The 24637-nt window shown below is 48.5% G+C and carries 24 protein-coding genes and 1 pseudogene; 20 read left to right on the top strand and 5 right to left on the bottom strand.

The genetic code is table 11. From position 1 onward, the window contains the following. The first annotated feature begins 2 nt into the window (after positions 1 to 2). The 17 genes from phnH (at position 3) to ACX1CU_RS09250 (ending at position 17528) form a co-directional block, all read left to right on the top strand. Positions 3 to 584 carry a phosphonate C-P lyase system protein PhnH gene (phnH, locus tag ACX1CU_RS09170; RefSeq protein WP_459402253.1) on the top strand — a complete coding sequence of 194 codons (582 nt, stop codon included), beginning with the start codon at positions 3 to 5 and terminating at the stop codon, positions 582 to 584. Continuing rightward, complete coding sequence (locus ACX1CU_RS09175) at positions 584 to 1651, top strand: carbon-phosphorus lyase complex subunit (protein ID WP_459402254.1); 1068 nt, start codon at positions 584 to 586, stop codon at positions 1649 to 1651. Before phnH ends, ACX1CU_RS09175 begins: the two co-directional genes overlap by 1 nt. Next, positions 1644 to 2495 (top strand): alpha-D-ribose 1-methylphosphonate 5-phosphate C-P-lyase PhnJ, encoded by an 852-nt coding sequence (locus ACX1CU_RS09180; RefSeq protein ID WP_459402255.1) that lies wholly within the window; start codon positions 1644 to 1646, stop codon positions 2493 to 2495. Before ACX1CU_RS09175 ends, ACX1CU_RS09180 begins: the two co-directional genes overlap by 8 nt. Next, a complete protein-coding gene (gene phnK, locus ACX1CU_RS09185; RefSeq protein ID WP_459402256.1) occupies positions 2495 to 3283 on the top strand; it encodes a phosphonate C-P lyase system protein PhnK in 789 nt (262 codons plus the stop codon). Before ACX1CU_RS09180 ends, phnK begins: the two co-directional genes overlap by 1 nt. 13 nt (positions 3284 to 3296) lie before the next feature. Next, positions 3297 to 4001 (top strand): phosphonate C-P lyase system protein PhnL, encoded by a 705-nt coding sequence (gene phnL, locus ACX1CU_RS09190; protein ID WP_459402257.1) that lies wholly within the window; start codon positions 3297 to 3299, stop codon positions 3999 to 4001. Next, entirely contained in the window at positions 3998 to 5134 is a 1137-nt protein-coding gene (phnM, locus tag ACX1CU_RS09195) for an alpha-D-ribose 1-methylphosphonate 5-triphosphate diphosphatase (RefSeq protein ID WP_459402258.1), read from the top strand. The genes phnL and phnM overlap by 4 nt, the downstream gene beginning before the upstream one ends. Next, positions 5134 to 5670, top strand: a complete 537-nt coding sequence (gene phnN, locus ACX1CU_RS09200; RefSeq protein WP_459402259.1) for a ribose 1,5-bisphosphokinase — start codon at positions 5134 to 5136, stop codon at positions 5668 to 5670. Before phnM ends, phnN begins: the two co-directional genes overlap by 1 nt. 24 nt (positions 5671 to 5694) lie before the next feature. After that, positions 5695 to 6444, top strand: coding sequence for a phosphonate metabolism protein PhnP (gene phnP, locus ACX1CU_RS09205; RefSeq protein ID WP_459402260.1), 750 nt, complete (start codon positions 5695 to 5697; stop codon positions 6442 to 6444). A 100-nt stretch (positions 6445 to 6544) separates the two neighbouring features. Further along, positions 6545 to 7378, top strand: a complete 834-nt coding sequence (gene phnC, locus ACX1CU_RS09210) for a phosphonate ABC transporter ATP-binding protein (protein WP_459402261.1) — start codon at positions 6545 to 6547, stop codon at positions 7376 to 7378. A 49-nt stretch (positions 7379 to 7427) separates the two neighbouring features. After that, the gene (gene phnD / locus ACX1CU_RS09215) at positions 7428 to 8360 is read left to right on the top strand and encodes a phosphonate ABC transporter substrate-binding protein (protein ID WP_459402262.1); all 933 of its coding nucleotides are present in this window, start codon (positions 7428 to 7430) and stop codon (positions 8358 to 8360) included. 76 nt (positions 8361 to 8436) lie between these two features. Beyond that, positions 8437 to 9297 (top strand): phosphonate ABC transporter, permease protein PhnE, encoded by an 861-nt coding sequence (gene phnE, locus ACX1CU_RS09220; RefSeq protein ID WP_459402263.1) that lies wholly within the window; start codon positions 8437 to 8439, stop codon positions 9295 to 9297. Between the two features lie 2 nt (positions 9298 to 9299). Continuing rightward, the gene (phnE, locus tag ACX1CU_RS09225) at positions 9300 to 10187 is read left to right on the top strand and encodes a phosphonate ABC transporter, permease protein PhnE (RefSeq protein WP_459402763.1); all 888 of its coding nucleotides are present in this window, start codon (positions 9300 to 9302) and stop codon (positions 10185 to 10187) included. A 182-nt stretch (positions 10188 to 10369) separates the two neighbouring features. Next, positions 10370 to 12574, top strand: a complete 2205-nt coding sequence (locus ACX1CU_RS09230) for a metallophosphoesterase (RefSeq protein WP_459402264.1) — start codon at positions 10370 to 10372, stop codon at positions 12572 to 12574. A gap of 268 nt (positions 12575 to 12842) precedes the next feature. Beyond that, the gene (locus ACX1CU_RS09235; RefSeq protein WP_459402265.1) at positions 12843 to 13694 is read left to right on the top strand and encodes a DUF4431 domain-containing protein; all 852 of its coding nucleotides are present in this window, start codon (positions 12843 to 12845) and stop codon (positions 13692 to 13694) included. 478 nt (positions 13695 to 14172) lie between these two features. Continuing rightward, positions 14173 to 14892: a DUF6088 family protein gene (locus tag ACX1CU_RS09240; protein WP_459402266.1), complete on the top strand. Its 720-nt coding sequence runs from the start codon at positions 14173 to 14175 to the stop codon at positions 14890 to 14892. Further along, positions 14889 to 15863, top strand: coding sequence for a nucleotidyl transferase AbiEii/AbiGii toxin family protein (locus ACX1CU_RS09245; RefSeq protein WP_459402267.1), 975 nt, complete (start codon positions 14889 to 14891; stop codon positions 15861 to 15863). The genes ACX1CU_RS09240 and ACX1CU_RS09245 overlap by 4 nt, the downstream gene beginning before the upstream one ends. Positions 15864 to 16085: 222 nt before the next feature. Then, positions 16086 to 17528, top strand: coding sequence for an IS1182 family transposase (locus tag ACX1CU_RS09250; RefSeq protein WP_459402764.1), 1443 nt, complete (start codon positions 16086 to 16088; stop codon positions 17526 to 17528). Positions 17529 to 17805: 277 nt separating this feature from the next. On the opposite strand, the gene ACX1CU_RS09255 is transcribed toward ACX1CU_RS09250, so the two are convergent. The 4 genes and pseudogenes from ACX1CU_RS09255 to ACX1CU_RS09270 form a co-directional block, all read right to left on the bottom strand. Then, a complete protein-coding gene (locus ACX1CU_RS09255; RefSeq protein ID WP_459402268.1) occupies positions 17806 to 19581 on the bottom strand; it encodes an ATP-binding protein in 1776 nt (591 codons plus the stop codon). Beyond that, positions 19569 to 20723, bottom strand: coding sequence for an SIR2 family protein (locus ACX1CU_RS09260; protein ID WP_459402269.1), 1155 nt, complete (start codon positions 20721 to 20723; stop codon positions 19569 to 19571). Before ACX1CU_RS09260 ends, ACX1CU_RS09255 begins: the two co-directional genes overlap by 13 nt. A gap of 36 nt (positions 20724 to 20759) precedes the next feature. Further along, positions 20760 to 20914, bottom strand: a pseudogene (locus ACX1CU_RS09265) (integrase); the annotation flags it as partial. A gap of 237 nt (positions 20915 to 21151) precedes the next feature. Then, the gene (locus ACX1CU_RS09270) at positions 21152 to 21511 is read right to left on the bottom strand and encodes a winged helix-turn-helix transcriptional regulator (protein WP_459402270.1); all 360 of its coding nucleotides are present in this window, start codon (positions 21509 to 21511) and stop codon (positions 21152 to 21154) included. A gap of 121 nt (positions 21512 to 21632) precedes the next feature. Here ACX1CU_RS09270 and ACX1CU_RS09275 point away from each other — a divergent pair, with 121 nt between their 5' ends. Next, positions 21633 to 22163 (top strand): NAD(P)H-dependent oxidoreductase, encoded by a 531-nt coding sequence (locus ACX1CU_RS09275; RefSeq protein ID WP_459402271.1) that lies wholly within the window; start codon positions 21633 to 21635, stop codon positions 22161 to 22163. 264 nt (positions 22164 to 22427) lie between these two features. On the opposite strand, the gene ACX1CU_RS09280 is transcribed toward ACX1CU_RS09275, so the two are convergent. Beyond that, positions 22428 to 23030 (bottom strand): site-specific integrase, encoded by a 603-nt coding sequence (locus ACX1CU_RS09280; protein WP_049635414.1) that lies wholly within the window; start codon positions 23028 to 23030, stop codon positions 22428 to 22430. A 254-nt stretch (positions 23031 to 23284) separates the two neighbouring features. Between ACX1CU_RS09280 and ACX1CU_RS09285 the strand changes: the two genes are divergently transcribed. After that, entirely contained in the window at positions 23285 to 23674 is a 390-nt protein-coding gene (locus ACX1CU_RS09285; RefSeq protein WP_459402272.1) for an MGMT family protein, read from the top strand. A 512-nt stretch (positions 23675 to 24186) separates the two neighbouring features. After that, positions 24187 to 24489: a contact-dependent growth inhibition system immunity protein gene (locus tag ACX1CU_RS09290; RefSeq protein WP_218520036.1), complete on the top strand. Its 303-nt coding sequence runs from the start codon at positions 24187 to 24189 to the stop codon at positions 24487 to 24489. Positions 24490 to 24637 lie beyond the last annotated feature (148 nt).

The raw sequence follows: 24637 nt of genomic DNA on the forward strand, positions 1-24637 counted from the left end.
CCATGACGCTACTGGCCGGTTTTGACCAACCGATTGAGCAATCTCAACAGGCTTTCCGATTGATTTTAAAGGCGTTAAGCGAACCGGGGCAGAAGGTAACGCTACAAGGCGGCCCGGTGTGGGGCGCGCTGAATACTGCCAGCACTGCACTGTTGCTGACCTTGGCCGATCGGGAAACCCCGCTTCATCTCTCAGCAGAGTTAAAAAATGAGCAGGTGCTGACCAATATTCGTTTTCATACCGGCGCACCGCTGGCCATCAGCAACGCAGAGATCGGTCTGGCGCTGTTCGATGCACCGTTGCAGTCTGCCGATCTGCTGGCATTACCGCACGGCAGCGAAATATCGCCGGAGCTTGGTGCCACCGTGGTGGTGCAAGTCGCCGCTCTGGAAGGTGGTCCTAGGTTGCGCCTTTCCGGCCCCGGCATTGAAAAACCACGGGAAATCTCGCCCCAGTTGCCCACCGCGCTGCGGGATTACCTGCTGGAGCGGCCGCAGCGTTTCCCGCTGGGCTTGGATATTGTACTGACCTGCGGTGAATGCCTGATGGCGCTGCCGCGAACCACCCGCGTGGAGGAGTGCTGATGTACGTTGCGGTAAAAGGGGGCGAAAAAGCCATTGCGGCGGCCCATCAATTGCAAGAAAACCTGCGGCGTGGCGATGAAAGCGTGCCCGAGCTCAGCGCAGAGCAGATCGGCCAACAGCTTGGGCTGGCGGTGGATCGGGTGATGACCGAGGGCGGCATCTACGATCGTGAATTAGCAGCGCTGGCGATCAAACAGGCCAGTGGCGATCTGGTAGAAGCCATCTTTCTGCTGCGCGCCTATCGCACCACCTTACCGCGCCTGGCGGTAAGCGAACCTTTGCTCACGGCCAATATGCGGCTGGAGCGGCGCATCTCGGCGGTTTACAAGGATTTGCCCGGTGGTCAGGTGCTTGGCCCAACATACGATTACACCCATCGGCTGCTGGATTTTGCGCTGCTGGCGGAAGGAACAACGACACCGGCACCACAGGGCGATGAAGCGCTGCCGGAAAGCTGCGTTCATGTGTTTGATTTGCTCAGTCAGCAGCAGTTGGCTCATGAAGAGCAGGACGATGGCAGCACGCCGGACGACATCACGCGTAATCCGCCGGTCTACCCCTGCTCGCGATCGGCACGTCTGCAACAGTTGGTGCGTGGCGATGAAGGTTTCCTGCTGGCGCTGAGCTACTCCACCCAGCGGGGTTATGGCCGCAATCACCCGTTTGCCGGGGAGATCCGCAGCGGATCGGTTGCGGTGGAAATCGTGCCGGAAGAGCTTGGGTTCGCGATAGAGATTGGCGAGATCCTGCTGACCGAATGCGAAACGGTGAATGGCTTTGTCGATCCGCCCGGTCAGTTGCCGCATTTCACCCGCGGCTATGGGCTGGTGTTTGGCCGTTCAGAGCGTAAAGCCATGGCGATGGCGATGGTGGATCGCGCCCTGCAAACCGCTGAATACGGTGAAAGCGTTGCTAGCCCGGCGCAGGACGAGGAATTTGTGCTGGCCCATGCCGATAACGTGGAGGCCGCCGGTTTTGTTTCCCACCTCAAACTACCGCACTACGTTGATTTCCAGGCGGAGTTGGAATTACTCAAACGCCTGCAACAGGAGGCCCGCGATGAATGACGTCTTGACCGGCTACAACCTGGGCTATCTGGATGAACAGACCAAACGCATGATCCGCCGCGCGATTCTGAAAGCGGTGGCGATCCCCGGCTATCAGGTGCCGTTCGGCGGCCGCGAGATGCCGATGCCTTACGGCTGGGGCACCGGTGGTATTCAGATCACCGCCAGCATTATTGGCCGTGCGGACGTACTGAAGGTGATCGATCAGGGAGCAGACGACACCACTAACGCCGTATCGATCCGCCGCTTCTTCCAGCGGGTCGCGGGTGTAGCCACCACCGAGCGCACGCCAGAGGCCACGCTGATCCAGACCCGCCACCGTATTCCGGAAACCGCGTTACAGACGGATCAGATCCTGATTTATCAGGTGCCGATTCCGGAACCGCTGCGCTTTATCGAACCGCGTGAAACCGAAACGCGCAAGATGCACGCGCTGGAGGAGTACGGCGTGATGCAGGTGAAGCTGTACGAAGATATCGCCCGCTACGGCCATATCGCCACCACCTATGCCTACCCGGTGAAGGTCAACGATCGCTACGTGATGGACCCTTCACCCATCCCGAAATTCGATAATCCGAAGATGCACATGATGCCCGCGCTGCAACTGTTCGGTGCCGGGCGCGAAAAACGTATCTACGCTTTGCCGCCGTTCACCAAGGTAGAAAGCCTGGACTTTGACGATCACCCGTTCAGCGTGCAGCAGTGGGATCAGCCCTGTGCGCTGTGCGGCTCGCGCCACAGCTATCTGGATGAAGTGGTGCTCGACGATCGGGGCAGCCGCATGTTCGTCTGCTCCGACACCGACTTCTGCCAGCAACAATTAGACCAAAAGGTGCAGCACTGATGACTTCTGTTCCGCTGAGTTCCACGCCGTTGCTGGCGGTCAACAACCTTACCCATCTGTATGCGCCGGGCAAAGGTTTCAGCAACGTATCGTTTGATATCTACCCCGGTGAGGTATTGGGCATCGTCGGCGAATCCGGCTCGGGTAAAACCACGCTGCTAAAATCGATTTCTGCCCGTTTGGCACCGCAGCAGGGGCAGATCCTTTACCGCCCGCAAAACGGCCTGCAACAGGATCTGTACGCCATGGCAGAGAGCGATCGTCGCCGCCTGCTGCGCACCGAGTGGGGCGTGGTGCACCAGCATCCGCTCGACGGCCTGCGCCCGCAGGTGTCTGCCGGTGGCAATATTGGTGAACGTCTGATGGCCATCGGCCAGCGCCATTACGGTGAGATCCGCCAGCAGGCCAGTCAATGGCTGGAGGACGTGGAGATCCCGGTTGCGCGCCTCGACGATCTGCCCACCACCTTTTCCGGCGGCATGCAGCAGCGTTTGCAGATCGCCCGCAATCTGGTGACGCACCCCAAGCTGGTGTTTATGGATGAACCCACCGGCGGGCTGGATGTTTCCGTACAGGCGCGGCTGTTGGATTTGCTGCGCAATCTGGTGGTGGAAATGCAGTTGGCGGCGGTGATCGTCACTCACGATCTCGGCGTCGCGCGCCTGCTGGCTCACCGATTGTTGGTGATGAAGCAGGGAGAGGTGGTGGAAAGCGGTCTTACCGATCGGGTGCTGGACGATCCACACCATCCTTATACCCAATTGCTGGTTTCTTCGGTGTTGTCGTAATTCAGGTGACCAAATGACGATTAAAATCCGGGTTGAACACCTCAGTAAAACGTTTGTTCTGCACCAGCAGCATGGCACCCGTTTGCCGGTGCTGCACGATGCCAATCTGATCGCCCGCAGCGGTGAATGTGTGGTGCTGCACGGCCATTCCGGCAGCGGTAAATCCACTCTGTTGCGCTCACTGTATGCCAACTATCAGCCGGACAGCGGTCGGATTTGGGTGCATCACCAAAACGACTGGCTGGAACTGGTACAGGCCGAAGCCCGGCAAATCCTGGCGGTGCGCCGCCACACCATTGGCTGGGTCAGCCAGTTTCTGCGGGTCATCCCGCGCATCAGCGCGCTGGAGGTAGTGATGCAGCCGCTGCTGGAGTCTGGCGTCAACCGTGCCGAATGCCGTGAACGGGCCGAAGCCTTGCTCAGCCAGCTCAACGTGCCACAGCACCTATGGCAACTGGCTCCCTCCACTTTCTCAGGGGGTGAACAACAGCGGGTGAATATCGCACGCGGCTTTATCAAAGATTACCCGATCCTGCTGCTGGACGAACCGACGGCGTCCCTCGACAGCCGCAACAGCGCAGCGGTGGTGAGACTGATCGAACAGGCCAAGCAGCGCGGTGCGGCGATTGTCGGGATTTTCCATGATGAGGGCGTCCGCCAGCAGGTGGCTGACCGGTTACACGATATGCAAGCCACACAATTGCTGGAGACCCTATGATTATCAATAACGTCAAACTGGTGCTGGAAGATCAGATCGTTGCTGGTTCATTAGAGATGGATGCCGGAGTGATCCGCAGCTTTGCCGATACGCCGAGCCAGTTGCCGCAAGCGCTGGATGGCCAAGGCGGCTGGCTGCTACCGGGGCTGATTGAGCTGCACACCGACAATCTGGATAAATTTTTCACCCCGCGCCCGAGTGTTGACTGGCCTGCACATTCGGCCATGAGCAGCCACGACGCGCTGATGGTGGCTAACGGCATCACCACGGTGCTGGATGCCGTGGCGATCGGCGACGTGCGCGACGGCGGCCACCGGTTGGAAAACCTGCAAAAAATGATCGACGCGGTGATCCACAGCCAGCAAGCCGGGGTCAACCGCGCCGAGCACCGGTTGCACCTGCGCTGCGAACTGCCAAATGAAAACACGTTGTCACTGTTCGAACAGCTGATGGATAAGCCGGGCGTGTCTCTGGTTTCGCTGATGGATCACTCGCCGGGCCAGCGCCAGTTTGCCTCACGCGAAAAATACCGTGAATACTATCAGGGTAAATATCATCTGAGTGACCAGCAGATGAGCGAGTTTGAACAGGAGCAGATTCATCTTTCCGAGCGCTGGTCTACATACAACCGGGAAGCAATCGCCGCTCACTGCCGGGCGCGCCATATCGCGCTTGCCAGCCACGACGATGCCACCGCCGAGCACGTGGCTGAATCCCGAGCGTTGGGCAGTGCGATCGCCGAATTCCCGACTACCGAAGCCGCCGCCCAAGCGTCACACCAGCAGGGTTTGCAGGTGCTGATGGGCGCACCCAATATCGTGCGCGGGGGTTCCCATTCTGGCAATGTGGCGGCCCATCATCTGGCTGCGCTTGGCGTGCTGGATATTCTCTCTTCCGATTACTACCCGGCCAGCCTGTTGGATGCGGCGTTTCGCCTCAGTAATGACGACAGCAACGCCTTCAACCTGCCGCAGGCGGTACAACGGGTTACCCGCAACCCGGCGCGGGCGCTGGGGTTGCAGGATCGCGGCCTGATCGCCGAAGGACTACGGGCGGATCTGGTGCTGGTGCGGCCACACGCTGAGCATGTTTACGTGCAAAACGTCTGGCGTCAGGGCAAGCAGGTGTTCTGATGGCCCGGCTTATCTATCTGATGGGGCCATCGGGTTCCGGCAAAGACAGCCTGCTCGAACGGTTGCGGGACGATCCCCGCGCTGGGCCGCTGGTGGCACACCGCTATATTACCCGCCCGGCAGCGATGGGCTGTGAGAACCATATTGCGCTGAGTGAAGCCGAGTTTCTGCGCCGCCGCGCCAAAAAGCTGTTCGCCCTTGATTGGCAGGCGCATCAGTATCATTACGCTTTGGGTATTGAGATTGATCTGTGGTTACTGCAGGGGAACGACGTAGTGGTCAATGGCTCGCGGGCACACCTGCCGCAGGCGTTAAGCCGCTACGGTAGCAGGCTGCTGCCGATCTGTTTGCAGGTTTCGCCCGCCGTGCTGCGCCAACGGCTGGAACAGCGCGGGCGAGAGAATGCCGCGCAGATCGAGCAACGGCTGGCACGTGCGGCCGACTATCAGCAGAACTTACCTGCGGGGTGCCGCCTGCTGGATAACAACGGCGATCTTAGGCAGACCCTTGATGCGCTGCTGGCGGAGTATTGGTGAGTTTTCCTCCATAGAGAAACCATTATGCAACTGACCTTTCTTGGCACTGGCGGTGCCCAACAGGTACCGGTGTTTGGCTGTGAATGCCAGGCTTGCCTGCGGGCACGCAGTGAACCGGCTTTTCGGCGGCGGCCATGCAGCGCCATGCTGCGTTATCAGGGGGAAACAACCTTGATTGATGCAGGGATAAGCTCGCTGGAGCGGCGCTTTGCGGCGAGGGAAATTCAGCGTTTTTTGCTGACGCACTACCATATGGATCACGTACAGGGGTTATTCCCTTTACGCTGGGGCTGCGGTGAGGCTATCCCGGTTTACGGCCCGGCCGATGAACAGGGCTGTGACGATCTGTTCAAACACCCGGGGATTCTGGCGTTTCAGCCATCGCTAATCCCATTTGAAACCGTCGAATTAGGCGGGTTGAGCATCACACCGCTGCCGTTGATTCACTCCAAGCTTACGCAGGGTTACCTGATCCAAGCGCACGGAAAAGCCCTTGCCTACCTGACCGACACCGTTGGCCTGCCACCAGAAACCGCACGCTATTTACAGCAGATCAAACTCGATGTGCTGGTGCTGGATTGCAGCCTGCCGCCACAACCGCAAACACCGCGCAACCATAACGATCTGACCCGTGCGTTGGAGATCCAGCAACGTGTGCAGCCGTGCCGCATGCTGCTGACACATATCAGTCATAAGCTGGACCTGTGGCTGATGAGCAACGCACTGCCGTCGGGGATGGAACAGGCGTTTGATAATCTTAGGATTGAACTCTGATTAACATCATTTTCTGTTCATAAAACCATCACCTCGATGTCATGAAAGTAGCCGTTAATAGGACCACATACTGATTTACCCTCAAAATTAGAGATATCACATGGTTCAGGCACTGTTAAAACTGGCACCGACCGATTATCCAGCACAACAACTGTTTCCTTTACGTAAAGTGTTATCCGTCAAAGGATTAGCCAAGGCTTACTCCTCTCAGCAGCGCGTACTGGATGACATCAATTTTGATCTGCATGCCGGGGAGTTTGTGGCGGTGATTGGCCGCTCGGGGGCGGGTAAATCCACCCTGTTGCATACGCTGAATGGCACCATCCCGGTAAGCTGCGGTGAGATGTTGCATTTTGACGACGACGGCGCAACCCAGGATATCGCGCAGCTCACCACCCGCCAGATGCGCCAGTGGCGCGCCCGCTGCGGGATGATCTTTCAGGACTTCTGCCTGGTGCCGCGCCTGGATGTGATCACCAACGTCCTGCTCGGCCGCCTCAGCCACACGTCGACCCTGAAATCCTTCTTTAAAGTGTTTGACGACGCAGACCGCGCGCGGGCGATCGAACTGTTGCAGTGGCTGAACATGCTGCCGCATGCCCTGCAACGCGCAGAGAATCTTTCCGGCGGCCAGATGCAGCGTGTGGCGATTTGCCGGGCGCTGATGCAGAACCCGAAAATCCTGCTGGCCGACGAGCCGGTAGCCTCTCTCGATCCCAAAAACACCCGCCGCATTATGGATGCGCTGCAAAAAATCAGTGAGGACGACATCGCGGTGATGGTTAACCTGCACTCGGTCGAACTGGTGAAGGAATATTGCACGCGGGTGATCGGCATTGCTCAGGGGAAAATTATTTTCGACGGCCATCCATCGCTGCTGAATGAGCGGATTTTGCACCAGCTGTACGGCGAAGAAGCCAATCAGATCCATTAATCACCTGAGTATTTTCTCCACCTTTATCTTTTCACACAGGGCAAGCGCAATGAAAAAATTATTCACTCTGACCAGCATCATGGCTGGCGTTATGTTGGCATTTAATGCAGGGGCAGCGGGGGCACCCAAGGAATTGAATCTGGGGATTATGGGCGGGCAAAACGCCACTCAGCAGATTGGCGACAACCAATGCGTGAAGCAGTTTCTCAACAAAGAGTTAAACGTGGATACCAAGCTGCGTAACTCTTCTGATTATGCTGGCGTGATCCAGGGGCTGCTCGGCGGCAAGATCGACCTGGTATTCGGCATGTCACCTTCGTCAATGGCCTCTGTTTACATTAAAGATCCGCAAGCGGTCGAACTGGTGGGGATCGGCGTGGACGATGTGGACCAGTCCCGTGGTTATCATTCGGTGGTGGTAGTGAAAGCCGATAGCCCTTATAAAAAGCTGGAAGACCTGAAAGGTAAATCCTTCGGTTTTGCGGAGCCTGATTCCACCTCCGGTTTTCTGGTGCCCAACCAGGTATTTAAAAAGCAGTTTGGTGGTTCCGTGGACGACAAATACAACAATTTCTTCTCCAGCGTGACTTTCTCCGGTGGCCATGAACAGGACATCCTCGGCGTGCTGAACGGTCAGTTTGAAGGGGCGGTGACCTGGACATCGATGGTGGGGGATTACGATAGCGGTTATAGCAGCGGTGCTTTTGGCCGCATGATCCGTATGGATCAGCCAGACCTGATGAAGAAGATCCGTATCATCTGGCAGTCGCCGTTAATCCCCAACGGCCCGGTTTTGGTGCGTCAGGCGCTGCCGACCGATTTCAAAGACCAACTGGTTGCGGCAGTCAAAAAACTGGATAAAGAAGACCATGCCTGTTTTATCAAAGCCATGGGCGGTAAACAGCACCTTGAGGACGTCAAACTGGCTGAATATCAGACCATTATTGATATGAAACGCGATCTGACCAAAGGCGAGCGTTAACCTCTGCTCCTCTCCCTGACTCGGCCTGTGGGGAGAGGAGAACGCTCTCCCTGTCACAACATGATGGAACGCTATTTTGAACACCGATTTCACACAGTATTACCAACGCATCCGCAGCAAGCAGAAGCGCGAAGCGTTGATCTGGTCACTCGGGCTGGCGGTGCTCTATCTCGGTGCGGGCAATGTCGCTGAATTCAATCTGCATACCGTGTGGATTTCCCTTCCTCATTTCTTTGATTATCTGACAGAAACCCTGCCGGTGTTGCACTGGCACGCGTTATTTGCCGATGGGCGAACCGAAGGCTCCTTCGCTTACTGGGGTTATCGTCTGCCTATCCAGCTGCCGCTGATTTGGGAAACCGTGCAACTGGCGCTCGCCGCCACCCTGTTTTCAGCGTTGGTGGCTGGCGTGCTGGCCTTTCTGGCGGCAAAAAATACCCATGGCTTGGCGAGCCTGCGCTTGGCTATCCGTACGCTGGTGGCGTTTTTACGCACCATGCCAGAGCTGGCCTGGGCGGTGATGTTCGTGATGGCATTCGGTATCGGAGCGATCCCCGGCTTTATGGCGTTGGCGCTGCACACCATTGGCAGCCTGACCAAGCTGTTTTATGAGTCGATCGAAACAGCCTCTCACAAACCGGTACGTGGCCTGACTGCCTGTGGTGCCAGTCCGTTGCAGCGGATGCGTTTTGGCCTGTGGCCACAGGTTAAGCCGGTATTTTTGTCCTACAGCTTTATGCGCCTGGAAATCAACTTCCGCCAATCCACGATCCTGGGGCTGGTTGGGGCAGGGGGGATTGGCCAGGAACTGATGACCAATATCAAACTCGACCGCTACGATCAGGTCAGCATGACGCTGTTATTGATTATTGTGGTGGTATCGCTGCTGGATTATCTGTCCGGTGAGCTGCGTAAACGCGTCGTAGAGGGGAAATAATGATGTCCGTTCAACCGCTATCCGCCGCCGCGCTGCAACAGCTCAAACAGCAGCATGCGGAAATTTTTGCTCGTCAGGGCCGCTATCTGCGCACGTTAGGCACCATCGCCGCGGCCATTGTGTTGTATTACCTGTTCTTTTTTCAGTTTTTTGGCATCGCCTGGCCACAGTTCATCAACGGTTGCCAACAGATTGGCCGTTACTTTGTACGGATGTTTGTCTGGCACGATTTCGTCAACTGGCCGTTCGTGTATTACTTCCAGCAGATCTTCATCACCATTGCCATCGTGTTCGCTGGCACGCTCACTGCCTCACTGATCGCCTTACCACTCTCATTCTTTGCGGCCCGCAATGTGATGTCATCACCCTGGTTGCGCCCGATAGCCATGATAGTGCGCCGTTTGCTCGATATCCTGCGGGGCATCGACATGGCGATCTGGGGGCTGATTTTTGTGCGTGCGGTGGGAATGGGGCCGCTGGCTGGGGTATTGGCGATCCTGATGCAGGACATCGGTTTGCTGGGCAAGCTGTATGCCGAAGGGCATGAAGCGGTGGAGAAATCCCCCAGCCGTGGCCTGACGGCGGTGGGGGCCAACAGTTTACAAAAGCATCGCTACGGTATTTTCACCCAATCTTTCCCTACCTTTCTGGCGCTGAGTCTGTATCAGATTGAATCCAATACCCGCTCTGCGGCGGTCTTAGGTTTTGTTGGTGCCGGAGGGATCGGCCTGGTGTATGCCGAAAACATGCGGTTGTGGAACTGGGATGTGGTGATGTTTATCACCCTGATCCTGGTGGTGGTGGTGATGATTATGGACAAGATATCTTCGATCCTGCGCAACAAATACATCCTGGGAGAAGAGGTTCCTCTTTACCAGAAAGAGAAGTAAATGACATGCATAACGCTATCCGGCCAGTGACCGGATAGGCGTATAACCCACTGATTTATTAATGATACTTCCGCCTAACCTACCCGGGTTATTTTAACGCCAATGCTGTAGCAATCATCTTTCTGACACAAAGAGAACCTACTATCGCTCGAAATTTCCTCTTAATTTAAATGGAGTTTCCGGTGAAAAAAATTTGGCCGATTGGCGTTCTCTTTATCTCTGCTTCTGTTCTAGTGGGTTGTAATGATACCGACAGCAACAGCGAGCGGGTGTTACCACCCACTTCAACGGAAAACCCGGTAACAGAAAAACCCATCACTGACCTCCCACCAGATAAGAACCCGGTAACCGTGGCTTTTATGCCCGATGTCCATTTTCATGACGTTTACGGCACCTTCGAAGGTAACGCCTTCGCTGGCCTGATGAACGGTAAAAGCGGGCAGCCAGCCATGATCCGCACCATGTATGCGCAATTGACATCGACCCGGCTGTTTAATGAGAACTATTTTGCTTTTCTGGCCGCGTTGGACGATGCCGCACAGCGTGGGATCCGGTTGATCGCCCTACCGGGCGATTTCAGTGATGATGGGCAGCCAATCCATATGCGTGGGCTGAAAAAAATTCTGGATGAATATTCCCTGCGTTATGGCATTGAGTTTTTCGCCGCTCCGGGCAATCACGATCCGAATGTGCCGTTTGAGCGCCCCGGAGGGAAAAGCGATTTTCTCGGTGAGGAGGGTAAAGAACAACGCATCTACAGCAAGGGCGCTGCTGAATGCAACGGTTACAGCGAGGCTTGGGCAATCATTGATGCAGGGTATGAATTACCCACCGTCTGTACGGAGGATATTCGCGAGTTGGGCTATGAAGGGGTGACCTCCGCCCTTGCCGATCACGGGTTTATGCCCAAAGCCTCCTATCTTTACTGGGAAACCCCTTACAGCAGCTATTCAACCGCCAGCTACACATTTGATCTCGCCCGCCAGCAGGCCGCTTGGCAGTATCGACATTATGAAATTTGTGCCGAAGGTACCGGCGGCAGCTATAAGAAAAGTGGTTACACCCACTGTTTACAGGTCCCTGATGCCAGCTATCTGGTAGAGCCTATCCCTGGGGTGTGGCTGTTGGCGATTGATGCCAATGTTTATATTCCCACATCTTCTGCCAATGACGCGGACCCTGCCAACCCCAAAAACTTTAATGGCTCAGGCAATGCGGGGTATAACCGAATGTTGACGCATAAAACTCACGTGATTGAGTGGATCAAAACCGTGACGCAGCGCGCCAAAGAGCAGAATAAGCAGTTGATCACCTTCAGCCATTTCCCGATGACCGAATTTTATAATGGGGCATCTGAGGATATAGAAGCCCTGTTTGGCACCGGTAGCTTCCAGATGGCGCGCCGGCCAGCAGAGGATACCGCTCATGCATTGGCTCAGGCGGGTATTCAGATCCATGTCGGGGGGCATATGCATTTTAATGATACCGGTGTGCGAAAGTACGACGATGGTTTTCTGGTGAATATTCAGGCACCGTCGATGGCGGCTTATGTTCCTGCCTATAAGCTGCTGACGCTTACCAGCGAAAGTGCCATAGAGGTGGAAACCGTGCGGTTGAGTCAGGTTCCGCATTTCGATGAGCTGTTTGAGCATTATCAGATGGAGCATCAGCACTTGGCCGCTCAAGGTTCGGCGAAGTTATGGAATGCAGATATCCTTGCCGCCAAGGATTACCATGAATTCAATAGTATTTATCTCTCGGAGCTGACTCGCCTGCGGTTTTTACCCAGCGAATGGCCCTGTGAAATGCGCGAAATGCTGTTCAGTATGACTGGCCGCGATATGCTGATCCTCTCTCAACTGGATACAGAAGTGACGCTGGCCCAATTGCAGGCTAACCCGGCATTGTCACCAGTGACAATGCTAGCCAAATGCACTGTGGTTTCGCCTTCAGCACCACCGAACGTAGCGCCAGAGACGATGAGCGCAGACTGGGAGCGTGCGCAGAACAAGGCGGCGTCGTTAGCGAAAGCAAACCACCTCAGGCTAGATGATTTTGCACCATGGAGCGGATTTGATCTGGCCACCGATTTTTATCGCTTGGCTAACGCTGGGGATCTGGCGTTGGATGACATCACGCCTGAGCGTATTGGTCAGTACAGCGTGCTGGCTGATGCTTTGGCGAATACCCAGGCAACCATTCATTTTTCTGATAAGAAAGTGCTGGATGAAAATAGCGTCAGCCAGGTATTTCAGAACCGTTTTGGTGCTCTGTTTACCATTCTGCGCAAGTTGGGTACTTCATTGCCGCCCAGTGACCACTTTATGATTAACCTTGAGCAGCATGAGGTGATTAACCTGAGCGATAAAACAGGTTTTGCAGAGTAACCGGACGGGGCTATCTATCAGAGAGGATTTGAGTTCTTCTTCTGTTTGCTCGGTGCTTCATAGGTAAAAAAGACGCCTGACCATCTGTAGGCTCGGGTGTCTTTTTTGTGATATTCCCAGATGAATGTGGAACAATAAGATGAGCAGGCGTTGAGTGTCGTAATCTGCAATAAGACCTGATGCGGCCTGCGCTTGATTACCTTAGCGCAGCGCTGCGGTCAATAATGCCCAAAAGATGAAATTACAAGACGGAGAAAGAGCTCCTTAGATGATGACTAAAAATAAGTATATTATCCGCCATTATAAATTGATGACTGTTGTCATGAGCCTTTTCGTGCTTTATACCAGTGCTGTATCGGCAGCAGAGAGTTGCCTGAATTATGGCAAACCCATTAGCCTCAGCGGCATTGTCGAAATACGGGTGTTCTTTGGCTCACCTAATTACGGCGAGGATCCAGCGACTGACCGCCGGGATATTCAAGGGCTACTCTTTTTGGATAAGCCAATTTGCACTGTCGGTGAAGATTATAATGAAGCCGAAAAAGACCAGATTGAGGTTACACTGATCCCCACTGGTTCTCTTAATTTATCGGATTTTGCTGGCCAGCACGTTACCGTCAGCGGCAGCCTCAGTCATGCAGATAACGGCCATCATAATACTGCTCTGTTGTTAGATTTATCGGGTACTCCCAAATTCGATGCCAAAGCCAATACGCTACAGCCCACCAACAGTGAACGTAAGCCTATTCTTGATGCCATCCGCCCCGCAGCTGCCAGTGAAGCAGGGCAGGCGGTGCTGATTAAGGTCGACAAGTTGAATGTGAGTAACGAATGGGCCGTGCTGGTGGGAGAATTAGTGGCAACTGACGGTGGTAATCTTAATTGGAAGCTGGCTAAAGAGTGTGCGGCAGATTTAGATAAAATGCTTTGGGTGGTACTCAATAAATCCAGCAATCAGTGGCGTGTGAAGGAGATGGATATCTGTTCACCTGAACCCCCGTATTGGTATCTTGAGGATAAGGATCTGACTATGCCTTGCGAGGTTTATGCAGGTTTGAATAATGGTGGGAATAGCAGCCTTGAGGAGCGTTGTCGAGTTCAACGCAACAAGCCGCGTTAAGCGTGTTGCTGCCCTTAATGCTCTGGTTGCCGTGGCCAGTTGCAGTTGGGTACTAGAGTATAACGGCAGGGTGATGGGGTTGGCAGCGATGCGGCCCTGTGCCAGAGCGGACATTATAAAAATTAAGGCAAGTTCATCTATCGGGTGGGAGCAATCCAACAACACCCTTGAAGTATTTATAATATGTGTGGCGTTTTAATCTTACTAAACTGACGGATGGTTCTTTCTATCTTCAGGATCTGTTGTACATCAGGCTGATTGAACTATAGATCTTCCAACTTCAATGTTTTTTTGTGGTGTCACCCATGTTAACGAGGCAGACTATCAGCAATAAATTTGACTGAACAGAATCGATATTATAATTCACTGTAATTACAGGTGCTTATTATATTAAAGCCCTGCGTATGTCATGTTTTCCTGCAAAAAAACTTTACCATTTACTAAACAGGCGTAGAATACTTAACGGGAGGATAACAATATGAAGATAAAACCCTTAGTTGAGAAGGAAATAACCCGATTTGAACCTGGTAAAGTTTTCACCTATAGAGATTTAACACCATATTTTTCAAATCCTGAAACGACGGTGAAAGCTGTCAGTCGCCTGGTGAAGAATGGTGACATTAAAAGGTTCGCTAAAGGCCAGTTTTACCGCCCGAAAAAAGGGATGTTTGGTGAAATGCAGTTGAGTGATACCGAGAAGTTGAAAATCTTCATGTATCAAGATGGGGAGCGGAGAGGCTATGTTACGGGAACAGGTCTCTATAACCGACTGGGGCTGACTACTCAGGTTCCCAGAACAATTACCATTGCCAGTGACAAATCACCACAGCGCAAGAATCTGGGCACCCTCGAAGTGAAATTAGTGAAAGCTAAAGTGCCCGTTTCAGAATCCAACAGGGAATACCTTGAGATTCTTGATGTTCTTTCTGACATTAAGAAAATACCGGACAGTAACCCATCAGAAGTCATGAAAGTAATAGCGAACAAACTGAAGAATATCAAAAAAGATGACCTTTATAAACTTATTAACTTGGCCAGTTTTTATTCGCCTGTAACGCGGGCTTTGTTGGGATTATTGATAGAAAGAATTAATAAAAATATGGCCGCGAATCTCAAAAATAGTCTTAATCCGACGACCCGTTATCGGATTGGGCTGGACAGTTACTGGGATAATGCAGGTGAATGGAATATTGAATGAATCTTCATAACAACCGGGAAATATTCCTAGAACTGATTAACCGGACAGCAGAGTATTTTAAGATCCCAGAAGTTTATGTTGAGAAGGATTACTGGGTTACACGGATCCTTCTCCAACTAAGCCAGTCTGAGTTCAGGGAGGATTTTATTTTTAAAGGCGGAACGGCGCTATCCAAGGTCTTCGGTCTAATCCAAAGGTTTTCAGAAGATGTTGATCTGGCCATGTTTAACAATCGGGAGCTGAACGGCAACCAGATTAAAAGGCGCATGAGGGCAGCTGAGGAAACGATCTCTGCCGGATTGACCTATGTTAAAAGACATGGTGAGTCTAAAGGAAGTCAATTCCGGAAAGTCTATTATGAGTTTCCACGAATTGTTGATGGAGAGTTTGGTCACGCCTCTGATGTTATTCTGCTGGAAACAAACAGTTTTACCTCACCAGAACCTTTCTCGCTTATGCCTGCCGAATCGCTGATTGCTAAATTCATCAGGGAAGGACGGATTGATGGCGGTGATGAAGTCATAACACGCTACGGGCTGGAAAAATTTGAAGTCAACGTTCTCGACATTAAACGAACGGTAGCGGAAAAAATATTAGGGCTGGTCAGAGCCTCGAGAGCGGAAGACCCAGAGCAGGCACTAGCTGATAAAATTCGTCATATATATGATCTGTGCATGATCAAACGCGATGCACAGTACAGTCAGCTTTTTTCTTCTGATAATCTTTGGGAACTCATTGATATTGTTATTCAAGCTGACAGGGATCAGTTCAGCGATGCAGGAAACTGGCTTGACCAACCTCTGCATGAGAGTTTGCTTTTCGGTCAGTCCAGTGAAACATGGAAAAGTATCAGGGGTATTTTTCACGGTGCATTTTCTGAATTAGTTTACGACGGTGACCTTCCCTCTGACGAGGAAGTTTTCGGATTACTTTCCTCAGTAGCCGACCTTCTGCAAAGAAGGCCTGATTGAAACGGTGGTAATATATTTTTTTGTGTATGAGCTAAACGGTTAAGGCACAGAGATTCACCTCATATGACAGGCCGTTCTGTGCCCAGGCTGTGTGAAAACTGCTGATCACTTTTTGGTCTAAGCAGTGACTTAATATGATCAACCATTCTTGATAAACCCATGCGTCAACCCACTTTATTCATTAAAATTAGAAAGATACGATTACATATTGCGGGTGAAGATATGACCCATCACATTAAAGGTCAGGGCAGACATCAGGTGACGTTGCTGCCTGAAGTGCTGGATGATTTTGTCACCGAGGATAACCCAGTCAGAGTTGTTGATGTATTTGTTGATGGATTACAGCTTGATGTACTTGGCTTCGAAAGCGTTAATCCCAAACAGACTGGGCGGCCAGGATACCACCCTGCAACCATGCTAAAACTGTACATTTATGGATACCTGAACCGCATTCAGTCCTCCCGCAGGTTAGAAAAAGAAACCCATCGGAACGTGGAACTGATGTGGTTGCTTGAACGATTAACACCTGATTTTAAAACCATTGCCGACTTCAGAAAAAACAATGGTAAAGGTATCAAAAACACTTGCCGAGCTTTTATTGACTTGTGTCGTCAGATGCAAATGTTCACCAATGTGATTGTTGCCATCGACGGCAGCAAGTTCAAGGCGGTAAACAGCAAATCGAACAACTTCACCCCCCAGAAAGCAAAAGGTCACATCGAAAGGGTTGAGCAAAGTATCGCTCTTTACCTGAATAAGCTTGATGAAGCTGACAAGACTGCTGAGCCTGAAATAATCACAGATTTAACAGCGACGAAACTGGCATGGTTGCAACAGCGCTTAGAAGAGTTAAAGCAAATGCAGCAGGCCGTGGAACAGCATCCTGATAAACAATTGTCACTGACAGATCCTGATTCCCGGTTGATGAAGATAAACAATGTTAACCGTCAGGTTAGCTATAACGTTCAGACTGCCGTTGATGCCAAAAATCACCTGATTGTTGCGCATGAAGTGACGAATACACCAGACCGTGGGCAGTTAACTGCTGTGACAAAATTAGCGCAAGATGCTGTTGGCAAAATGGATATTACAGTTCTGGCTGATAAAGGCTATTACAGCCGGAGTGATATTAAAGCCGCTCAGGATTTAGGTGCCGTAGCCTTAGTACCAAAAGGTGATACCTCTGGCGCAGACCGCAAAGGTCTTTTCAATCGTTCATTGTTCAAATATGACCAAGAAAAAGACATTTATATTTGCCCTACGGGTAGCGAGCTTCAGAACAGGTTTACGGTAGTCGAAGATGGGTTAGAGCTGCAAATGTACTTTAACCATATTGCATGTCGCGATTGCAGCCAGCGGTCAAGGTGCACCACATCAAAACGCGATCCGAGACGTATAAGACGCTGGGTTCATGAAGCCGAAATGGAAGATATGCAGACCAGGCTTGATGCATCGCCACAAACAGCTGTCGTGCGAAAGCAAACGGTAGAGCATCCGTTCGGAACAATTAAAATGTGGATGGGGGCAACTCACTTCCTGATGCGACGATTTAAAAACGTCAGCACAGAAATCAGTCTGCATGTGCTGGCTTATAACCTGAAAAGGATGATGTCGATCTTGGGTAATGAAGGATTGGCCATTAAGCTGCGAGAGCAATACAACTAGCCGGTATAACCGCTTTAGCCCCTGATAACCACTCAATAGCCCTCAATACCAGGCTTCAAAAGCCTCGAACTGCCTCTATATCTAAATTACTCCGAATGCAGTCAATATCTGGAATATCTTGCGTTCCTGAACGGGGATAGTACTCAGATAATGCAAAAACGAGTTTTCACACAGCCTGTGCCAGGAGCGGACGTTACTAACGCAACGGAGAGTTAAGCAAGGTCACGCCCTCTTAAGCGAGCAGGCGAGGTGGGGAAAGTGCTGCGCGCCAGAGAAATTACCAATATGCATCCAAATCTATTGTATCGCTCTCTGGTGCAAGTTCTTTCGATAACCTCTCAATCTGTATTACTACTGGGGTGTGGAAAGCGGTACCAGATAGTACACATGCACCTGAAGGTAATGATGGTATTAAGGCGCGAGATGAGTTATCGAGGTTGTTTAAAGAGTTTTTTAACAAAAATATATCGTTATCATTAACTAATCTATGCAGAAAATAATTGTGTATTTGAGACACTATTGTTGGAGATATATCCGCGGGCCTTTGGCTGGAAATTGTTATAAAAAAACCAAATTTACGTCCTTCTTTGATTATTTCCTCGAAAAGTTCAAGTCTATAGTCTTTCCAAGTTTCGGACTCTCTAACTGAACTTTCAGAAAGGATGTTATGTGCTTCATCAATAATTAAATGGAAACTTTTTTCTTTTTCTTCGAAACGCTTATGTTCTAAGAAAGAACACTTCGCAATCAGCATTGGTATGGTTTTTTTTATGTCTTGATTGCAGTCCTTTAGGGAAATGAATATTAATGGTGAGGGGTGAATTTCAACATCGGAAATTACTTTAATGACTTTTTCAAGTGATTTTGCAGATGCATTTATTTTACCAATTAAAGGGCTTATATGTTCATATTGAACATAGTTTCTTGATACTGATTGTATAAGCTGTAATGTTGCACGTACTGATAATTGCTCGAATGCTGTAAGTTGCTCATGGTTTATATATGTACTTCTTAGGGTTGGGGCATGCGACAAATACTCTTCCGGCGTGCTTGGATAAACCCCACCTAAATAGTATTTATTGTTTTCACCTCTAGAAAACCAACTAAAGGTCGCCAGTTCATTATTTATGTTTTCCTCGTTATCAGGGTTGATAATCTTTATTATACTAAGTAAAACACTTATTGTTTCTCTATGTTGGTTCTGACCAAACATAACCTGTAAAGTTTTCTGGAAGTAATCGTTAAGTCCTTCGCCATACTCAATCCTATTTCTAATTAAGATGTTCAAGAAGGGCTTTTGTGTTTTTTCTGTTGCTGAGAATAATACTGAAAGCAACTCTGCATCCCAGAACTCAGATTGCTTTAAAAGTAATTTATCTTTTCCTGCATTGGTGTGGGTGTCAAGTTCTACATACGAACTATATTTAATGAAATTATTATGCATTGTCCGATATTCGCCATTGAAATCTATGAACATAAATCGGGAGCGTGCAAATATTCTATTTTTAAATGAGTTAAATAATTCTATGTAAAGTTTAGCCAGAGTGTTTGATTTGCCACTTCCTGTGTTTCCGAAAATACCTAAGTGGGAATTGAAAACCCCATTAATAGGTATTCTAATAGATATATCCTCCAGCAAAGATTTTCCTATTGTTATGGATTTTGAATCCAAATTACCGCCAAAGGTGTAGATGGCGCTTATTAATGTATCCGAAGCCAAATACAGGCTATCTTGAATCATGGGAAGATACTTTATGCCAGATTGAAACTTGTTATCTTGCACGTATCCAATAATTTTAAGGTCGATAAATCTATCATACTTCTCTGCATTGGGTTGTTCTTGGTTGTAAGATTTTTTTTCAATTATTTCTTCACCTTCGATTTTCCCAACTATCTCATGAAACCCCTTTTTTATCACAATGTATTCATTTATAGACACACCACGGTATAATTTCCCATCATAAATATATGTAGTTTGATAAAGATTAGGATTAATCAGGGCTCTGACTGCTGTTCCCTTAACCGAAGTTACGGCACCTATTACAAGCTGCATGTTAACCCCCGCAATGCATATTCATTTTTCTTCGGGAATATGCATGATATAAATCTTTTGAAATCAATGTTGTTTTCATTGGTATAGGAATTAGGAAATATGAAAACGATTTTTTTGCTATTGATGATTCTTTTTATGTTTTCTTTATCCTTTAATCTATAGCAAAACACATAGATTATTAGAGATGGATTACTTAAAGATCTTTGGATTATTTCTCTAATGTGTTCATCTTTAAAAGAAAATCCAAAGCAAATTAATATTGTTTGCGGTTTCTCGAGTTCATAACTTAATAGTCGCAACGACTGATAGTAGTGTTGCTGAAAGACAGTTTCTTCAAACTTAGCTTTTGTTGGATTAACAATTGCTAGTTTTTCATATTCATTTCTAAATCTCTTTAATCTTTCATCATCTTCTTGAGAAAGCTCAATAGCAGTTTTTGCACCATCGAAATAATATAGTTGGTCTATCTTCTCTATCGTCTCTGTTATATTTAAGTAATAATCTGTCTCAATCGACAGCTCATCAGGAAGGGTATTGAGATAACGTATGCTAATAGTATCTTCGTTAACTTTACTCCAAGATATTGACCCATGCATTTTAATGAGGTTGATAGTAGGAATTTCAAATTTATAAAGATCGTTAGTCCCCTGATGCCAAGTTGACGTATGGAAATTACTTATATTAAGGTGGCGAGTATGGAGCCCTCTCCCACCATCATTAAATATAAAGCCAGTATTGGTTTTTAGGAGTAAGTCAGATGATTTTTCTAAGAAAAGATCATAATTAGTTGTAAAGATATTTGCTCTGCGGATTTGATTGGCACTTTTTTTATCAACTAAAGATGAGAGGTTTTTAATAAACCTTAAATAATTGATGAAAGTGTGTTTGAATTTAATTTTCTCTTTGAAGGTGGTTGGGATTATACAAAAGCTTTTAGATAAAATATCGTCGTAGTAAGAATGATATATAACGTTTTCAATTTCTTGATATTTCTCATTAGTTAATATATCTTCATATGATATTTCATCCTTAATCCATAAGGTCGGTATGTAGCCTGCTGATGCACCAGAACCAATAAGAAAATTAATATTCTTATCGACTAAATCTGACGCTTTAAATGCTTTTAGAATATCATTGTTCATATATTCCTTTTCCATTCTTATTTTTGAAAAACTTCCCTACCACTTCATCAAATCAATTCGATGCTCAAGATAAATCGATCTGTTATAAGCTTTTCTGATCTGATTTTATCACTATGAGCAAGAGCTCTCAAACCATGAGCAACTAACTTACCACTATAGCCAATACGTTTTAAAGCGGCATTAGCAGTTTTGACCTGCTCCCCGTTGATTAAGACACCTCAATGTTAGTCATTTTGTTGGAGTTGCCAACTTCCGCTGCTCGCTCATAGCTGCCCGAACACCTTGCTATGGCAGCTTCGAGAGAAGCGTACGTCATGGTCCAAGAGCTTATTGAATACGCATACACTTTACCCTGACTAAACTAGGTTTTCTCCATTAAACATTAGTAATTTTTTAAAATTGATATTGCAACTTACTGTGCTTTATAACTATTTTTCGTTCGTTTTGTCAGCGCGATGAACGTTCCCCCAGTCACACATTAGATCTAAAACTGGGATAAGCGACAGCCCTCTATCAGAGAGGCTGTATTCCACTTTTGGCGGAATTTGTGGGTACTCATTTCTGATAATTAAGCCGTCGCTTTCCAGCTCCTTCAGCGTCAGACTAAGTGTTCTGTATGAAATTGTCCCGATACGGCGTTTGAGCTCATTGAATCTCAGAACAGAACTAACTCCTGCTAAAGAATAGAGAATAATCATTTTATATTTTCCACTTACCAGTGAAAGCGTATAGGCAAAACCTGTTTCTCCCATAATTTCGCAGGAATTATCAAACTTTCTTTCGCTCATTGCACTATCCTTTTGTATAGTATATATCTAAAGTGATAGTATTGTACTTTAATACAACCCCGGCTATGATGCAAACATCTGACAGAATGTTAATTTATTAGTTAATGAGAGGGGGGGGTACTTGAAAACTTTAGTTATTGTTGTTCATCCAAACTTAAATAGCTCTATTGTAAATAAAAGGTGGGTCAGCGAGTTAGCTAAACATCCTGACTTATATACTGTTCACAACCTTTACCAAGCCTATGCTGATGGTGTTATTGACGTTAAAAAAGAGCAGAAGTTAATTGAGCTACATGATAGTATTATTCTGCAGTTCCCACTTTATTGGTTTAATTGCCCTCCACTGCTGAAAAGTTGGCTGGACGAAGTCCTTACCTACGGCTGGGCATACGGTTCTAATAGTGGATATAAGCTTAAAGGCCGTAAATTTGCATTGGCCGTGAGCGCTGGCATTAAGCAAGAAGACTTCACCTGTAATGGGCGCTACCATCACTCACTAGAGGAAATACTTCTACCTTTCGAAATGACAGCAAAATATGTGGGTGCAAATTATCTTCCGTTTTATTCCTTCTATGGTGCGGAATTTGAAATCTCGGAAAAAGAGTTGGAAATTAACGCCAAAGGTTATATTGACTATCTTAAATCACTTTAGATAATATCATGGTCACGCGTAAAGAAATTAATTAAGCTGATTTTTAAAGATCCCATGTGATAGGAATGCATCTTTTCTCAGCACTGATTAGCCCTTTTAGGATTATTTTACGTGAGGCCGAGGTTCAAGTTAATTTCATCTGAAAAACCAAGCCCCCTTGTATTTCCTGACCGTGGGATGACTATATTATCGATATAAAAAACGCACAGTGATGTGAATATCATCTGCTTTTGGCAAAGGGCTGCAGTTGCAGCCCTGACAATCCTAGACTTCGATAGACTCAGAGATCTCCAACGCATCATCGACTTCAATGCCCAAATAACGAACCGTGCTTTCCAGTTTCTTATGTCCAAGCAGGAGTTGGATCACACGAAGATTCTTGGTTTTCTTATATATCAGGTAAGGTTTTGTTCTTCTCATGGAATGTGTACTGTACAGCGAATCGTCGAGGCCAAGCTTTGCTATCCATCCATGAAAAATACGGCTGTATTGTCGGGTTGAGATATGTTGGCAAGAACCGACCCGTGATTGGAACAAGTAGTCTTTACTGTGCAAATTGCCCAGCTTAATCAATGCTGCAACTGCTTCTCTTGTCCCTTTGGTTAACTCAAACTGGACAGGGCTACCGGTCTTTTGTTGTAACACCGTTGCTCTGCTTGAAACAGAACCGCTATATGCAACATCCGATACTTTAAGCTTAACCAGGTCGCAGCCCCGAAGCTTACTATCCAAAGCCATGTTGAACAGAGCCAAATCGCGCGTTTTACCCTCCAGCTCAAGTCTGATGCGGATCCCCCAGATTTGGGATATCTGAAGCGGCTTTTTTTGGCCGATGATGCGATTTTTGTTCCACGGTGACGTGTTCATAATCAAACCTCCTGAGGTGTGGGAGATTTGATTATGGCTGTCCCTCAAGAGCGAATTGCTACCTTTGACAGTTGTCCCCACTCTAAAGCCCTGAGCTACTGAAAATAGGGGAATGGTGGACGACCTTGATCATGATATCCTATTCTAGGAATAGCTATCGCAAGCAGTGTGCTCCCTGTGGTCGCGGGACACACAAAACGCTGAGCTTATTTGGTCGGCCCTGTTGCCGGTGTTATAACTCTGAAGAGGAATCTATGATCCAATATTTTTCTGAAAAAAATACCCTTGAGAATAGAGCATTACAAATATGGCAAATTCTTATCGGATTCGCTTATGAGCGTAAGATAACTACATATGGAGAGATTGCTGATATTCTTGGTTATAAAGGTGCAGGTACAATGGATCGTCAACTAGGTCATATTCTTCACTTTTGTGCTCAAAACAAATTACCACCATTAAGTGTATTGGTTGTAAATTCTGAGACAGGATTGCCTGGAGATGGGTTTGATACGATGGGTGATTTACATAAACAGAGAGAAAAAGCATTTAATTTTTACTGGTTTGATATTATTCCACCAACGCCAACTGAGTTGGCTTCAGCGTGGAAAATAGCAGAACAAAATGGTTTTCGTGTCCAGTTATAATAACCCAATGCAATTGACGGTAATGCTCCCAACCTACTGATTAGTTGTGTCAGGTTAGATTTAAGCTGACAGGTTTAGTAGATAACCTGACAGTCTGGTGTGAGCGAAGTAGACTTTCTGGCATATGGTGATTCTCGTCATATGCCAGGGAAAATATGATTGTTAAAGGTTGTGGAGGTATCAACCTGGAGCTATAGATGGCGGAGTTTCATAGCTCAATGGACATATCCATGCAGCGTAGATCTGTCTGAGCATGTCTTGATGGACATGTACTTTGCTTAATCCTACCCATCGTCGTTATGTCCGCTCATGGCACGGAGTGGGCAGAAAGCAAGGTCGTCAGGTCCACTCAGGGCGTGATGCGGACGTTCAAAGTTTTGTGCACGCTTACATCACGATGTACCTGTCGACTGGTAGAATGTCAGCTGCTATAAGTTTCGCATGGCGTTCAAATTTGAATACTGAAACCGTAAACCTTATCTCATCCTTGTTGCCTACCCGATGGCCTTACTATGAAAGATATCAACGTATCCGAGCTGGACAGCTTGATCGCAATTTATTTTGGCCAAGATTATGATCTGTTTGGTTCCGGTGAAAGCGTGGAAGCTCAAATTGATGCATGGATTGCTGATACATCACCTTCTTTACGGCAAAGCTTAATAGGCGAAATTGAGGAATTTACCCAAGAATGCGACGACCTTGAAAATGATTTTGAAAGCCGCTATGGCGCGGAGTTCTCAATAGAATTATGGGGTATGACCTCAGCAGATTTTCTCCGTTTGTTGAGGACAAAGGTTTTCGACTCACTTTCTTAATGTACATGCCAAGGCAAAATAACGCCCAACAACATATCCACTTTAGCCAAGGTATTGTCAATTCCGTTGGGCCGCTGAGTTGGCTCGGCTGTAACTTTTGAAGGTCTATTTCTGGCACTGAACAGCCCTTCAGGCTGGCATTACCCCT

Source organism: Serratia sp. D1N4, from assembly GCF_054552755.1.

Coding starts and splice junctions, on each gene's coding strand:
- ACX1CU_RS09260 (WP_459402269.1), bottom strand. CDS start 20,723: ATGAACAATGATATTCTAAAAGCATTTAAAGCGTCAGATTTAGTCGAT.
- ACX1CU_RS09250 (WP_459402764.1), top strand. CDS start 16,086: ATGACCCATCACATTAAAGGTCAGGGCAGACATCAGGTGACGTTGCTG.
- ACX1CU_RS09285 (WP_459402272.1), top strand. CDS start 23,285: ATGATCCAATATTTTTCTGAAAAAAATACCCTTGAGAATAGAGCATTA.
- phnM (WP_459402258.1), top strand. CDS start 3,998: ATGATTATCAATAACGTCAAACTGGTGCTGGAAGATCAGATCGTTGCT.
- phnP (WP_459402260.1), top strand. CDS start 5,695: ATGCAACTGACCTTTCTTGGCACTGGCGGTGCCCAACAGGTACCGGTG.
- phnC (WP_459402261.1), top strand. CDS start 6,545: ATGGTTCAGGCACTGTTAAAACTGGCACCGACCGATTATCCAGCACAA.
- ACX1CU_RS09280 (WP_049635414.1), bottom strand. CDS start 23,030: ATGAACACGTCACCGTGGAACAAAAATCGCATCATCGGCCAAAAAAAG.
- phnK (WP_459402256.1), top strand. CDS start 2,495: ATGACTTCTGTTCCGCTGAGTTCCACGCCGTTGCTGGCGGTCAACAAC.
- ACX1CU_RS09270 (WP_459402270.1), bottom strand. CDS start 21,511: ATGAGCGAAAGAAAGTTTGATAATTCCTGCGAAATTATGGGAGAAACA.
- phnE (WP_459402763.1), top strand. CDS start 9,300: ATGTCCGTTCAACCGCTATCCGCCGCCGCGCTGCAACAGCTCAAACAG.
- phnL (WP_459402257.1), top strand. CDS start 3,297: ATGACGATTAAAATCCGGGTTGAACACCTCAGTAAAACGTTTGTTCTG.
- ACX1CU_RS09235 (WP_459402265.1), top strand. CDS start 12,843: ATGATGACTAAAAATAAGTATATTATCCGCCATTATAAATTGATGACT.
- ACX1CU_RS09175 (WP_459402254.1), top strand. CDS start 584: ATGTACGTTGCGGTAAAAGGGGGCGAAAAAGCCATTGCGGCGGCCCAT.
- ACX1CU_RS09240 (WP_459402266.1), top strand. CDS start 14,173: ATGAAGATAAAACCCTTAGTTGAGAAGGAAATAACCCGATTTGAACCT.
- phnH (WP_459402253.1), top strand. CDS start 3: ATGACGCTACTGGCCGGTTTTGACCAACCGATTGAGCAATCTCAACAG.
- ACX1CU_RS09180 (WP_459402255.1), top strand. CDS start 1,644: ATGAATGACGTCTTGACCGGCTACAACCTGGGCTATCTGGATGAACAG.
- ACX1CU_RS09255 (WP_459402268.1), bottom strand. CDS start 19,581: ATGCAGCTTGTAATAGGTGCCGTAACTTCGGTTAAGGGAACAGCAGTC.
- phnN (WP_459402259.1), top strand. CDS start 5,134: ATGGCCCGGCTTATCTATCTGATGGGGCCATCGGGTTCCGGCAAAGAC.
- ACX1CU_RS09245 (WP_459402267.1), top strand. CDS start 14,889: ATGAATCTTCATAACAACCGGGAAATATTCCTAGAACTGATTAACCGG.
- ACX1CU_RS09290 (WP_218520036.1), top strand. CDS start 24,187: ATGAAAGATATCAACGTATCCGAGCTGGACAGCTTGATCGCAATTTAT.
- phnD (WP_459402262.1), top strand. CDS start 7,428: ATGAAAAAATTATTCACTCTGACCAGCATCATGGCTGGCGTTATGTTG.